This window comes from Pseudomonas alloputida (genome assembly GCF_021283545.2).
Lineage (GTDB): Bacteria > Pseudomonadota > Gammaproteobacteria > Pseudomonadales > Pseudomonadaceae > Aquipseudomonas > Aquipseudomonas alloputida.
Genome location: NZ_CP128540.1, coordinates 427,531 through 439,577 on the forward strand (window position 1 = coordinate 427,531; position 12,047 = coordinate 439,577).

Sequence of the window (12,047 nt, forward strand, 5' to 3'; positions counted from 1 at the left end):
TGTCTCAATCCGCCAGGGCGATCGGGCCGATTTCGTTGAACACATCGCCCGGGCCGGGGTTGTCGGGGTGGGTGTGGCCACCAAAGTGGTTCATGATACCCCACACCGCATTCAGCGACGTCTGCACCGCGCCTTCAACCCAGGCGGGGGTCCATGACACGTCGTCACCGGCAATGAAGATACCGCGCTGCTCCGCCGGCATGTCCTGCTGCATGAAGTGCGCGTACATGCGCTGGTTGTAGCGGTAATGGCCCGGAAGCGCGCCTTTGAAGGCGCCGAGGAAGTACGGGTCGGCCTCCCAGGAAACCGTGATCGGGTCGCCGATGATGTGCCCGGCGATATCGGTCTTCGGGTAGATCTTCTTCAGCGCATCCAGGGCCAGTTGTACGCGCTTTTCCACCGGGTGCGGCAGCATCTTCAGCGCGTCGCTCATCCACGAGTACGACAGGCAGATCACCCCGGGCTTGTCGTTGCCGTTGTCGAACAGGTAAGTGCCGCGGGTGAGGCGGTCGGTGAGGGTCATGCTCAGCAGGTCACGGCCGGTTTCCGGGTCCTTGTCCTTCCAGAACGGGCGGTCGACCATGACGAAGGTTTTCGACGACTGCATGTAGCGGGTACGGTCCAGGGCCATCCACATCTTTTGCGAGAACAGCGATTCCTCGCAGTCGATCTGGGTGGTCAGCAACCAGGTCTGGCAGGTGGCGAGTACTGCGCTGTAGTGGCGGGTATCGCCCCAGTTGTCGGTGACCGCCAGGCGGCCATCGGCGGCGCGGGCAATGCGCTTGACCCCGGTACGCGGTGCGCCGCCATGCAGCGTGCTCAGGCTGGTGCCCTCTGGCCAATGCACGCAGCGTTCCGTTACGTCGCGCCAGATGCCTTGTGGCACTTGTTCCACGCCCCCGACCACCAGGTGCTGGTGGTCGTCGCAGTTGGTCATCACCACGCGGAAGATTTCCAGCATCGAGTTGGGGAAGTCCGAGTCCCAACCGCCGGTGCCGAAACCGACCTGGCCGAACACTTCGCGGTGCTGGAAGCTCAGCTTGGCAAAAGAGCGCGAGGTGGCGACGAAGTCGTAGAAGGTGCGGTCGTCCCACAGTGGCACCAGCTTGTTCCAGAGTTCCTTCAGGCGCGGTACATCACGGTCGCGGATGGCCTGCTGGATATCGGCGAACTGCGCACCGCTCTCCAGAGCATCGGCCCAAGCGTCGGCTACCTCATGAAACAGTTGCGGCAGGTCGGTGGGCTTCTCGGCGTAGTAGGTCTGGCCTTCCAGGTCGATCACCGTGCTGCCCGAAGCCGGGGTCAGCGGGTTGGGGAAGGGCTTGGTCTCCAGGCCCAGCTTGTCGACGTAGTGGTAGAAGGCGGTGGACGACACCGGGAAGCGCATGCCACCCAGCTCGGCAACGATCCCGTCAGTGCCATTGAAGGCTTGCGAGCGCAGCCGGCCGCCCAGCTTGGAAGCCTCGTACACCACCGGCTTGAGGCCCAGCTTCATCAGCTCGTAGGCCGCTACCAGGCCGGCGATACCGGCACCGACAATGGCCACCTCTTCCCCATGGCGCTCAGCCGGAATGCTGCCCAGGCCTGCCGGGTGTTCCAGCCAGTCGTCGAAAGCAAAAGGGAAGTCCGGGCCGAAAATGGTGATCGGCTTCTTGCCGTCGGCGGGGTGGCGGTTCTTCTTGTTCATGAAATGACCTTGCCAGAGAGGCTGCGCGAGGAGCGGAGCCTGAGTATAGGAGATGCCTGGCTGTCATTTTAGGGAGTGGGGTGTTCGTAATTAAGGTGCAGAGTGTTGTCTGAATGTAGTTAGTTTCGTCGTAATGATTAAGCTTATGTTCATTAAGACGAGGCAGGCGGTCGGTAGATTCTCTGCCCCATTCGCGGGTAAACCCGCTCCTACAACCGGCCTCATCGATAACCCCACCCGAGCGCCAGCCCGTTCAAAGCGGCTGTCCACGGTCCACCTTGCTGCTGAGAATGATCGACGTGGTGGTTTTCTCCACCCCGTCGACACTGCCAATCTGGTCGAGCAACTGATCCAGCTGCTCGGGCGAGTCCGTACGCAGCCAGGCGACATAGTCGAATTCGCCGCTTACCGCACACAGCTGCTGCACCTGGCCCATGGCACTCAGGCGCCGCACCACGTCCTTGCCGGAGCGTGGCTGCACCTTGATCCCGACATACGCTTGCAACCCGCCGCCTATCACACTCTGGCCCAGGCGTACGCCATAGCCAGAGATAACCTTGTTTTTCTCCAGCCGCTCCAGGCGCGAATTGACGGTGGTGCGGGCGATGCCCAAATGGCGGGCGAGGGTGGCGACGCTTTCGCGGGCGTTGATCTGCAGCAGGGCGATCAGCTGGCGATCGATTTCATCCAGCGTGATGGAGCGGGAATCCGACATGGCGAGTCTCTACGGTTGGCCCGCTAGCCTAGCCAGCCTGTGCCAATCAGGGCAAGGCCAGGTACAGTCGATCACCGTTGACGGCGTCGGCTTGGCACTTTGGGTTAGAACGGCCGTGCATGTCCGAAGGCTGCGTCTTCGGCACTAATTCGGCATGATGAAGCGCTAGTCCAACGGGAACCTCAGCGTGAACCTTGACCACCTGCTCGAATGCTGGCGACTGGAAGTCTCCAACAAGAAAAGGCCCGGACGCCCTATCAGCCTGCTGTTCAACGTGCTGCGCCGCGCACGCAAGGACAACAAACTGCGTTTCCTCTTCGCCTATCGCCTGGCCCAGTACCTCGACGCCCGCGGCGGCCTTGCCCGGCGTCACGCCCGGCGCATGCAACAGCGGCTCAACCTCAAGTATGGGGTGGACATCGACATCGGCGCCCAGATTGCCCCTGGCCTGCGCATCGCGCACCTGCCGGGGGTGGTGATTACCCGGTACGTCAGCATCGGGCGCAACTTCTTCATCCGGCAGAACTGCTCGATCGGCATCAAGACCCTGGGGTTGCAGGAGTACGCACTGCGCATTGGTGACAACGTGAGCATGGGCGCCAACAGTTGCATCGTTGCTGATCGCATCGACATTGGCGATGACGTAGTGATCGGCGCGATGTCGTTGGTTACGCGGGATATTCCGCCTGGCATGACCTTCTACAACCCACGGCAGGTCGAGATGCGTCCGGGAGGGGATTAACCAACAGCGGTACATTTGCGGACGTTGGCAGAGGGGATGGTGGAGCAGGCTGGGAGGGTTCTTATGGGTTTGCCCATGGTTGATGGCCATCGCCCGATGGACTGGAACGTGCAGTGGTGCGGCCTCCTTCGTTTAGCCCAGGCGCCGCGTTAGTGATGAGCGCACCGAACGAATACGCAAAGGCTTGAGGCAGTTGGCTCTGTAGCCAGCTTCCTGGCGTCCGTTGTCACGGGGCAGGCCCAGGTTCATTCATGGGGCTTGCTCATCTGTGAGCCGATTAGCGAGCATATTCGGCTCATTTTGTGAGCTGATAAGGGCGGCTATTCGGCTCATTGTCCGATCCTCAAGCTAGGGTGTTTGGCTTGAAGTATCGATAGGGCACCTTTCCGCGATTATCGGCGCGCTGGGTGACCGGCTTCTTGGTGGGGCTGATTTCGCTGAGATACCGTTTTAGCGCTACTTCCAAGGTCATGCGCTCGGCGCCGCTGCGCTGGATGTACGCGCCCCTGACCATTTATTTCTTGCGGGCATGAAAAAGCCGCGCAATCGCGCGGCTTTGTCGTATCTGGTGGGCCCACACGGACTCGAACCGTGGACCAAAGGATTATGAGCGAGCTAAGGTGGGGTTTCTATGTGTCGCTTACCGTTCCTGCTAATCCATAAAATCCAGTAAAAACAGCTAGTTTTCACGTTCCTTTGTTTTCCGGTGTTTCAGTCAGTACCCTAGTTTTTCGTCCGAAACGGGGAAGGAACGGGGAAGGCAATGGCAAAACGTGCAAGGTTGACCGACCTGGAAGCTCATGCGGTCAAGACCAGGAAGTCGGAGCCAGTCGGTTCGCGAGGCAAAGGAACGTTGCTCCTGGAGCGCAAGGCATCCGGTGCCATTAACGCCTACTACCGGGAGAGAACGCCTACCAGCGATCAGCGTCTGCCGCTTGGCACGCTAGCCCGCAAGCCCCGACCAGGAACAGGCGAGCGAACATTAGATGAGCTGAGGTCTGATGCTATGCGCCTGGCTGGCGAGGTAGGGGCCGCAGGCGGGATTGGGAAGTACCTGGAGCAGTTGGCAGAGCACAGCGCGGCGATGGAGGTGGAAAGGCTTCGGCTACAGCGCCAGGCAGAGGCTTTGGCGCGGCGCGGCACCTTTGGTGAGCTGCTGGATAGCTACGTGAGCAAAATGGTGGCAGAGGGCAGGGTAAGCGCCAAGGAAATCGACAACATGTTTCGGCTGCATGTGAAAGACTACCATCCGGGACTGGTAGACCGTGCGGCTGCCGACATTGAGCCAGAGGACATACAGCTCATCCTGGCAGGTGTGTTGGGTCGTAAACCCAAGGGGCGGGGGATCGGCCATAGGGCTGCAGGGACATCGGCCAACGGCATGCGCACGACGTGCGACAAGCTCCGCCGCTACCTGCAAGCCGCCTTCAGCCATGCTGCAAAAGCCCACCTTGCTCCTGAGCGGATAGCCAATGAGGGCAAGGTATTTTCGATCCGCTCCAACCCAGTGAGGGATATTCCTGTCACTCAAGGAACTGGGGCCGGTGACACCGAGTCGCTCACACCTGATGAGTTGGGAGCCCTTCTGAGGCACCTCGACACACTGCCCGTCAGGCACGCGGCGATTGCCAAGGCAGCCATTTACCTGGGTGGTCAACGCCTCACCCAGCTATGCACTGTGCCTTGGGAGGCCGTCACAGACGACACGCTGTGCCTTATGGACGGGAAAGGGCGCAAGATGCAAGCGTGGGAGCATTTGCTACCGATCACCGAGCGAATCGGCCAGATCCTCGAGCCGCTGCTAGATGACCGCATTGGCCCTGGGCCTTTCTCGCTGACGCTCGGGAAGTCTGCTAATCCAAATACTGTCTCGGCCATGTTTATCGATGCAGGTCGATCACTTTCGGCAGCCGGTAAGTCCCGTGCGTTCACCTGGAAGAATGTCCGCGTGACGGCTGAATCACTCCTGGCACACCTGGGCGTCGGCGCTGAGGTGCGGGCTTGGCTGCTATCACATGGCCGCAGTGGAGTGCAGGCAAAGCACTACGACCGTTATAGCTACCTGCCTGAGAAGCGCGCGGCTCTGGAGCAGTGGGGTAGGTACTTAGATAGCCTGGTCAACGGCGATTCACCTGCCAATGTGGTGTTGTTAACCCGCCGCTCAAAAAAATCCGACGAACGGTAAGTTCGTCTCGATTGATGGATATGTGGCCCACATATCCGTGCATATCCCCCAGAGCGATAACCAGAAAGCTAAAACCCTTCTAAATCAGCTGCTTGACCGGCTTCTCTCCGCTCTCTGCGCATTGTTTTAAGTGAGAAACCGTAGATACCATTCGATCACTGGATGACCTCCACGAACAGCTCTGAAACACCCGAATTAGACGGTGCTGACCGGAATGACTTCGTGGATTTGTGTGTACTGCAGGCAAAAAGAAACCCCGGTATTTGCCGTACCGGGGCTTATCAGATGAAGGCGATATCAGCGCCCTCCTGCGTACATGGAAAAACCAGTACACGTTCCGAGAGGTGAAGCGGTTGCAGAGATTTCGACTTGGGTCGTAAGCCCAGCCGGAACTGTATTGCGAGTGGGGGGGCCATGCAACATCTGCCTTCCACCCGTGCTCCACCGTCTCGGTTTTTCATAGCGCTTAGAGAAATCGACGATGACGCCCGCCATTGACAATGCACCTGTTCCGAACGTTCCGCGTGCTGGTATCCGTGCCACCACCGAGCAGCTATGCACTCTTTACCAGATAAGCCGCACCACCTTCTGGCGCTGGACGAAAGCCGACAACTTCCCCGTACCTATCCGTGCTGGTCGCGTCCTGCGCTGGGATGCAGACGCCGTAGACGCCTTCCTCACAAACAGGAAGGGTTGAGCCATGCCGATTCGCACAGCGACCCCACCGAGGGTTGCAAAGTTACGCGTGCGCCGCTATCGTTCGTTCGTCGCTGCCAATTCAGCGACCGGGTTTGGCGACCCGATTACTGTTAGGCGCACAGGCGCCCCCATCACGATTGCAGGCGCTTTTTTTGTGCCCGTACATCTTGTTTATGGTGGCTGTGCGCGGGAGACCCTCGGGTCTGCCGGGTGCCTAACGTCCCGGTTCGCCAACCTGCGCACAGCTGCCACCCTAAATCGTTTGGCGACGATCAGTGGCAGCTCCAACGCTACGTTAGGAGTACCACCAATGAAAGCCCTCATTCCGCCTGCAATCCGCGCACTCGCTCACCGTCGCATGGCTTTGAGCGCCCTCCGCGCAAATTCATCTCTTTCTGTACGTCTCAAGCGCTACAACGCCCACATGAACATTGTTCGAACCCTGGAAAGCCAAGGGTGCGCAATGAGCAAGCACCAAATCAACAACCCTGATGCCTTCGCCCCTACGGGGCTCAGCTCGCTACGCTCGACTCTTTACCAGCGTGGGCTGCTCGCCCACACCCCGGCAGGGCAGTGCCCTGCACCCATGGGCTGCAAATCGCTGCGGCTAAATCCGGCCGATTGATCACCTGGGGCACTGGTTGCCATTGATTTGAGCTGTTGCGAAGAGGGTTATAGGCGTATCAGACCTGTGATCTTCCTCCCCTCATTACGGGACGACTGAGATGAACATTTTCCAAGAGCGCACTGATGCGCTGAAGGGTTCGGCTTGCCTGGAAAAAGCCTTTGATGTGCTGCACCTGGACGCGCACAGCGCTCAAGTTGGGTATGTGAAGCCCGTTCGGACATATCGCTTGGTCGGTGACCAAGATAGCGTCCAGGCAGGCGACTACGGAACAGCAATTGGCGGAGACAGTGGCACTGCCATGACCGGCGAAAGCGGAACGGCAGTGGTAGGAGACAGGGGCTCAGCGCTGGCAGGAATGTTCGGGACAGCAAGTGCTGGGGAGTGGGGGCGTGCCACAGTTGGTGACGGTGGTGTGGCTTCTGTTCTTACTTGCGGTATCGCCATTGCTGGTCATTGTGGGGTAGCAAATGCCGGTGATTACGGTACTGCTTCTACCGGTGACAAGGGGACAGCCAGCGCAGGAATCGGGGGAGCGGTCTGTGCCGGCGAGCAGGGGGAAATTCGGCTCAAGTATTGGGACGGTCGGGCACAGCGCTATCGCACCGCTGTTGGTTACATAGGTGAGAAAGGTTTGTTGGCCGGAGTTTTGTACAAGCTGGGCAAAAACCGTCGCTTCATCGCTGTGGGCGCTTGCCAGGGGGACGTTCAATGAAAATTGGCGTTAAAACCAACCCTCTTACGATCGAGCAGCTATCACAGCTCTCAGGGCAGTCCACCGCTTCGATTCGTCGTGAGATCAAGAATGGGGTCTACCGCACCATTCCAAATCCTGACGGCACAAAAGGCGTGTTCATCGACATGGAAGATTTGGCGCAGCAAGCAACGCAGCAAGCCGAAGAAGCTCTACGCCAAGCCCGAGGGACAAGCCTTCTCCGAAAGGAGCAGAAATGATGAGCCACTTGCGACCTGTTGAATTGATCCGTCATGCAGCAGCTGGAGCCCTGAGTGCGGCTGATGTGCTTTTGGCCGAGTGGCTTCCTGAAGGCAAACGTAAAGGCCGCGAATGGGTGGCGGCGAACATCGCTCGCGGGGATCGGCAAGCCGGTTCCTTCGGTGTATCGCTCGACACAGGCCGGTGGAATGATTTCGCTGACAGCGGTGCCCATGGCGGCGACCTAGTGTCGCTGCTGGCCTATCTGCGTGGATGCGGTCAACTGGATGCGGCCAAGGAAGTGGACGAGCGCCTGGGCCTGGGCCTCTCCAAGCTTACGGTTACGGATGCTCAGCAGCTACAGGAACGCCAACAAGTGTCCGAGCGCGAGCGTGCCTCTTGGCGCCTGCGTGAACAACAGCTCCAGGAGGAAAAGCAGCTCCAGGCTGCCCGTGAAGCCGCGCAGCTCTGGAAAGTAGCGAAGGCCGCTGATCCACTGCACACCTACCTGTTGGCCAAGGGGGTGAAACCGCACCTGGTGCGCCAGTTGGGGCAAGGGCGGTTGGTGGTGCCGCTCTGTGATAACGGGCGCTTGGTGAACCTGCAGATCATCACGCCGGATGGCAGCAAACGCTTTCTGATGGGGGGGCGTGTCCAAGGTTGCTATTCGCCACTGGGCAAACTCTCCGAGGGATGCCGCCTGTATGTGTGTGAGGGTTGGGCAACGGGCGCCACGCTGCACCAAACCACCGGGTGTCCGGTGGTCTGTGCGATGAATGCCGGAAACCTTAAGGCTGTAGCCATGGCCATGCGTGAGCGCTATGGCGCCACGCTTGACCTAGTTATTGCCGGTGACGATGACCGCAGCACGGCTAGTAATCCGGGAAAGCGTGCTGCCAACCAAGCCGCTCGTGCTGCCGATGCTCGTGTGGTTTTCCCTGAGTGGCCCTCTGACGCCCCCTCCGCCCTATCCGATTTCAACGACCTGCACCTCTGGCTTGCGGGTCAATCCAACAAGAGCTGCAAGCCATGAGCACACATGAAAAGCCCCCGACCTTGTGCCTGGTGGGCGAGCCACAAGCACCTGCATTCGAAAAGCTGGAGCGGCCCCGCTACGCCGTTTACGAGAACCCTTGCACCGTGGAGGGCAAGCTCTACAAGGCCGGCACCTGGTATCACGGATTGAAGCAAAGCGGGCCTGATGAGAAGGCCATTCCGGTTGATCACTGGATCTGTGCCCCCCTGAATGTGGAAGCTGAAACGATTAATTCAGAGGACGGCACCATAGGCCGCTTGCTGTCGTTCACTCACCGGGGACGGCGCATCGAATGGGTCATGCCTATGGAGGCACTGGGTGGGAAGGGTGATGAGGTATTGAAGGTGCTGCTGAGTCGCGGCCTGGTCATCGAGCACCACCAGCGCCGCCAGATCGTGCCCTACTTGGCCAGCCACCAGTCACCTGAGTTGGTGATCGCTACCACCAGCAAGCCGGGCTGGCATGAGTCGGGAGCGTTTGTACTGCCGTCTCGCGTCATTGGCGGGGACAACGTGCGTTTCCAAGACTCTGGCAGGGCGGCCAACATTTTCACCAGCAAGGGCACCGTCGACGGCTGGCAGACCGAAATTGCCGCCCGGTGTGTGGGCAACCCCGTGTTGATCCTGTCAGTTTGCTGTGCCCTGGCGGGCCCTTTGCTCGCCAAGGTGGGGGTGAATGGCGGCGGCGTGCACCTGGTGGGTGATTCGTCGAGTGGTAAATCCCTTGCCCAGCTCCTCGCAGCGTCCGTGTGGGGCAATCCTGGGGCGTTCGCCGCGTCCTGGGACGTATCGAAGGGCGGTATCGAGATCGAGGCCGCATCTCGTAATGACACCATCCTGATCCTGGACGAAATCAAGCGGGCTGACCCAAAGCGGGTTCAGGAAATGGCGTATGCCATCGCCAACGGTATGGGTAAGGGCACCATGACCAGGGAGCGGGAGGGCCGTGCCAAGTTGACCTGGCGTGTCCTGGCGCTATCCAGCGGGGAGCGTTCACTGTCAGACCACGCCGCCATTGGTGGCAGCAACGCCCACGCCGGTGCCGAGCTGCGCATGGTGGATGTCAATGCTGGCACCCGCACACACCGCGCCTTCGACGACGTACACGGGCTGACCGGGCAAGAATTCCACCGGGTTGTGAGTGATGCCGTCACCCAGCATTACGGCCACGTAGGCCCAGCGTTCGTGGAGTCGCTGATTCAGCATCCGGAAGATCTGCACAGCGCATTCCGGCAGGTACGGGAAGCCTTTGCCACCGAGAGTTCACAGGCAGGCCGGGTAGCGGATCGCTTCGCAATCATGGCGCTGGCTGGTGAATCGGCTATTCGTCGCAAACTGCTGAAATGGCCGAAAGGGACTGCCATCAAGGGCTGCCAAACGCTGTTCAACGAATGGCTGCAAACGATGGGTGACGGTAGTGCAGAAGATCGTCAAATACTTAGTGGTATCAGCGAATTTATCGCCCTACACAGTGATAGTCGTTTTTCAGACATTTACGCCGAACATGCCAATGTAACTGTTCGTGAACGTGCTGGTTATTACCAGGTTGATTCCGATAAGCGTCTTTATTTGTTTAACCCACCTGGTCTTAAAGAGGCAGCATCTGGATTTAGCCAGGCTCGAATAGTACGCGCCTTGATCGGCGTGGACGCCCTGGTGCAAATGGATAGTGAAGACAATCGGTGGACGAAAAAGCGACGCACGCCAGGTGGCGGGAATTCCCGTTTTTACGTGATTGACCCCGATAGGCTAGAGAAAGAGGGGTAAGCCGGCCGCGCTCCCCCATAAGTCACGAGCGCAGTGCTGTTTTTGATCGGGAACACCGGGAACACCGGGAACGGCCAGAAAATACGGGGCTTCTGGCGTTCCCATTTAAAACACAAGAGTGGGAACATGGGAACACAACTCTGTTTAATAGGGTACGTCCCACCCATTTTGTTCCCGGTCAAAAAATTGCGGGAACAGAAAAATGCTCTGGAGGCCGCATTCTAGAAGGGTTTTCCCGAAAATCCCGCGTTCCCCCGTTTTTTTGAAATCAGACGCGGTAAATAGTGGGTGTCGGTGGTTTTTGTTGACATATACCTGAAGCTTTGATCTAGGCGAGTGTTTTGCACGCCAGGTGGTGGGGTTGAGGCAAGCCGCCGACCGTGACCCCCGACCCCCTTGGCGAGCCGCTTTGAGCCGTTGCCGTCTGGCATTAAATGATGTCTGCCCCATACTTATCATCGCTGTCCGGTTTGATACCTCCCGCCTGATTGACTAGATCGATAGTTGTCCAGGGGCCCGAGCGACCACGGAATATCCTTACCCCTTGATCTATTAAGCACCGCTCAACATCGGAGCGCCGTTGATAACCTGTAACCTGCTGAAGGTCCTGGAACGTCAGCACACCAGGTACGGCCCTAGTCATGTCAATAAGTCCAGCTGCTGGAGTATCTGTGTTTGCTGTTCCTCAGTGAGTTGCAAAATTCGATCAATTATTGTGTTTCCTACTGCCTTTGAATTTGCAGGCTTTAGAGTATGAGAGAAGCTGAACTCTGAAACAAAGCTGTGCCCGCAGTGCGGCTCAAGACACATGCAATAGAGTTTCGCATAGGTTGGTGACTCTTCTTCCACTCTAGAAATACGTGCTTTTTTTCCACAAGATCCACAATAAACCCGCATTCGTTAAGCCTCAAAAGGACGGATAGTTGTCTGGTGTATGTTAATATTAACATGCTGGTGCGACATGCTGCGCATGTTTCCAGTGATTGCACTTTTAGACTAACTACCTTCGCTAAGTGAGGCTCCTAATGCCCCGGTCACTTGTTACTTCCTGGAAGCGTGTCGCCACGAGCGGGCCGACTGCTGACGGGCGAGAAATCAAAGCGCAGGACTTACGTGACTGTGCCGAAACCTATTCGCCATCTAAATATACCGCGGTTATCTGGAACGATAGCCAGCGCGACATCGGCGCGCACGGTACGGTTTATTCTGTGCGCCTGATTGATAATGATCCCGAGCTTGCCAAGGGCCAAGTAGCGTTAGAAGTGCAGATGAAGCCAAACGCACGCTTGCTCCAGTTGAATCGCCACGGGGACAAGTTATTTTCTAGCGTCGAGATAACGCCAAACTTTGCTGGGTCTGGACGGGCTTATATGACAGGCCTTTCTGTGACTGATGAGCCCACCAGTCTCGGTACCCAAGAACTCTTTTTCTCCAGAAAAGCCAATACCGCCACCTATCGCACGAAAGCTATGCCGATGCGTCCTGCACCCATGAGCAAGGTGCTGGCCGCAAGCCTGAAGCGCGTTACGCGGGAGTTGAGCGCTCAAGTGTGCGCTTTGAGATCTCGCGGCAAGTACAAGGCCAAGACCACGAAGCGACTTCTCTAACCACCGGCCTACTTTGGCGCTTTCAATATCAATTCAACCATTCAGGTAAAC

At 58.3% G+C, this 12,047-nt stretch carries 13 protein-coding genes and 1 pseudogene; 9 read left to right on the forward strand and 5 right to left on the reverse strand.

Annotated features, from left to right (window positions below; translation table 11 throughout):
- Window positions 1–4 precede the first annotated feature (4 nt).
- Window positions 5–1,687, reverse strand: coding sequence for a flavin monoamine oxidase family protein (locus LU682_RS01855; protein WP_232857264.1), 1,683 nt, complete (start codon window positions 1,685–1,687; stop codon window positions 5–7).
- Window positions 1,688–1,940: 253 nt separating this feature from the next.
- Window positions 1,941–2,402, reverse strand: a complete 462-nt coding sequence (locus tag LU682_RS01860; protein WP_010951733.1) for an Lrp/AsnC family transcriptional regulator — start codon at window positions 2,400–2,402, stop codon at window positions 1,941–1,943.
- A gap of 187 nt (window positions 2,403–2,589) precedes the next feature.
- Between LU682_RS01860 and LU682_RS01865 the strand changes: the two genes are divergently transcribed.
- Window positions 2,590–3,144, forward strand: coding sequence for a serine acetyltransferase (locus LU682_RS01865; protein WP_003255582.1), 555 nt, complete (start codon window positions 2,590–2,592; stop codon window positions 3,142–3,144).
- Between the two features lie 394 nt (window positions 3,145–3,538).
- Here LU682_RS01865 and LU682_RS01870 read toward each other — a convergent pair.
- Window positions 3,539–3,658, reverse strand: a pseudogene (locus LU682_RS01870) (site-specific integrase); the annotation flags it as partial.
- Between the two features lie 249 nt (window positions 3,659–3,907).
- On the opposite strand from LU682_RS01870, the gene LU682_RS01875 reads away from it, so the two are divergent.
- The 7 genes from LU682_RS01875 to LU682_RS01905 all read left to right on the forward strand — a co-directional run bounded on the left by LU682_RS01875 (window position 3,908) and on the right by LU682_RS01905 (window position 10,389).
- Window positions 3,908–5,329, forward strand: coding sequence for a tyrosine-type recombinase/integrase (locus LU682_RS01875; protein ID WP_232885696.1), 1,422 nt, complete (start codon window positions 3,908–3,910; stop codon window positions 5,327–5,329).
- Window positions 5,330–5,810: 481 nt separating this feature from the next.
- A complete protein-coding gene (locus LU682_RS01880; protein WP_110679029.1) occupies window positions 5,811–6,026 on the forward strand; it encodes a helix-turn-helix transcriptional regulator in 216 nt (71 codons plus the stop codon).
- Between the two features lie 312 nt (window positions 6,027–6,338).
- Window positions 6,339–6,653 carry a hypothetical protein gene (locus LU682_RS01885; protein WP_232885704.1) on the forward strand — a complete coding sequence of 105 codons (315 nt, stop codon included), beginning with the start codon at window positions 6,339–6,341 and terminating at the stop codon, window positions 6,651–6,653.
- A 100-nt stretch (window positions 6,654–6,753) separates the two neighbouring features.
- Window positions 6,754–7,368, forward strand: coding sequence for a YdhT family protein (locus tag LU682_RS01890; RefSeq protein WP_232885697.1), 615 nt, complete (start codon window positions 6,754–6,756; stop codon window positions 7,366–7,368).
- Window positions 7,365–7,607 (forward strand): hypothetical protein, encoded by a 243-nt coding sequence (locus LU682_RS01895; RefSeq protein ID WP_182408115.1) that lies wholly within the window; start codon window positions 7,365–7,367, stop codon window positions 7,605–7,607. The genes LU682_RS01890 and LU682_RS01895 overlap by 4 nt, the downstream gene beginning before the upstream one ends.
- Window positions 7,604–8,620, forward strand: a complete 1,017-nt coding sequence (locus LU682_RS01900; RefSeq protein WP_232894348.1) for a toprim domain-containing protein — start codon at window positions 7,604–7,606, stop codon at window positions 8,618–8,620. Before LU682_RS01895 ends, LU682_RS01900 begins: the two co-directional genes overlap by 4 nt.
- Window positions 8,617–10,389, forward strand: coding sequence for a DUF927 domain-containing protein (locus LU682_RS01905; protein ID WP_232885699.1), 1,773 nt, complete (start codon window positions 8,617–8,619; stop codon window positions 10,387–10,389). Before LU682_RS01900 ends, LU682_RS01905 begins: the two co-directional genes overlap by 4 nt.
- A 430-nt stretch (window positions 10,390–10,819) precedes the next feature.
- Here LU682_RS01905 and LU682_RS01910 read toward each other — a convergent pair whose 3' ends face one another.
- On the reverse strand, window positions 10,820–11,032 hold the full coding sequence (locus tag LU682_RS01910) for a DUF4224 domain-containing protein (protein WP_232885700.1): 213 nt from the start codon (window positions 11,030–11,032) through the stop codon (window positions 10,820–10,822).
- Window positions 11,029–11,286 carry an ogr/Delta-like zinc finger family protein gene (locus LU682_RS01915; protein WP_232885701.1) on the reverse strand — a complete coding sequence of 86 codons (258 nt, stop codon included), beginning with the start codon at window positions 11,284–11,286 and terminating at the stop codon, window positions 11,029–11,031. The genes LU682_RS01910 and LU682_RS01915 overlap by 4 nt, the downstream gene beginning before the upstream one ends.
- Before the next feature lie 128 nt (window positions 11,287–11,414).
- Here LU682_RS01915 and LU682_RS01920 point away from each other — a divergent pair, with 128 nt between their 5' ends.
- Window positions 11,415–11,996, forward strand: coding sequence for a GPO family capsid scaffolding protein (locus LU682_RS01920; RefSeq protein ID WP_416146232.1), 582 nt, complete (start codon window positions 11,415–11,417; stop codon window positions 11,994–11,996).
- Window positions 11,997–12,047 lie beyond the last annotated feature (51 nt).

Bases quoted from the DNA above. Each gene is read 5' to 3' on its own strand.
- LU682_RS01900 (WP_232894348.1), top strand. From the start codon at position 7,604: ATGATGAGCCACTTGCGACCTGTTGAATTGATCCGTCATGCAGCAGCT.
- LU682_RS01920 (WP_416146232.1), top strand. From the start codon at position 11,415: ATGCCCCGGTCACTTGTTACTTCCTGGAAGCGTGTCGCCACGAGCGGG.
- LU682_RS01875 (WP_232885696.1), top strand. From the start codon at position 3,908: ATGGCAAAACGTGCAAGGTTGACCGACCTGGAAGCTCATGCGGTCAAG.
- LU682_RS01910 (WP_232885700.1), bottom strand. From the start codon at position 11,032: ATGACTAGGGCCGTACCTGGTGTGCTGACGTTCCAGGACCTTCAGCAG.
- LU682_RS01895 (WP_182408115.1), top strand. From the start codon at position 7,365: ATGAAAATTGGCGTTAAAACCAACCCTCTTACGATCGAGCAGCTATCA.
- LU682_RS01880 (WP_110679029.1), top strand. From the start codon at position 5,811: ATGACGCCCGCCATTGACAATGCACCTGTTCCGAACGTTCCGCGTGCT.
- LU682_RS01860 (WP_010951733.1), bottom strand. From the start codon at position 2,402: ATGTCGGATTCCCGCTCCATCACGCTGGATGAAATCGATCGCCAGCTG.
- LU682_RS01915 (WP_232885701.1), bottom strand. From the start codon at position 11,286: ATGCGGGTTTATTGTGGATCTTGTGGAAAAAAAGCACGTATTTCTAGA.
- LU682_RS01855 (WP_232857264.1), bottom strand. From the start codon at position 1,687: ATGAACAAGAAGAACCGCCACCCCGCCGACGGCAAGAAGCCGATCACC.
- LU682_RS01905 (WP_232885699.1), top strand. From the start codon at position 8,617: ATGAGCACACATGAAAAGCCCCCGACCTTGTGCCTGGTGGGCGAGCCA.
- LU682_RS01890 (WP_232885697.1), top strand. From the start codon at position 6,754: ATGAACATTTTCCAAGAGCGCACTGATGCGCTGAAGGGTTCGGCTTGC.
- LU682_RS01885 (WP_232885704.1), top strand. From the start codon at position 6,339: ATGAAAGCCCTCATTCCGCCTGCAATCCGCGCACTCGCTCACCGTCGC.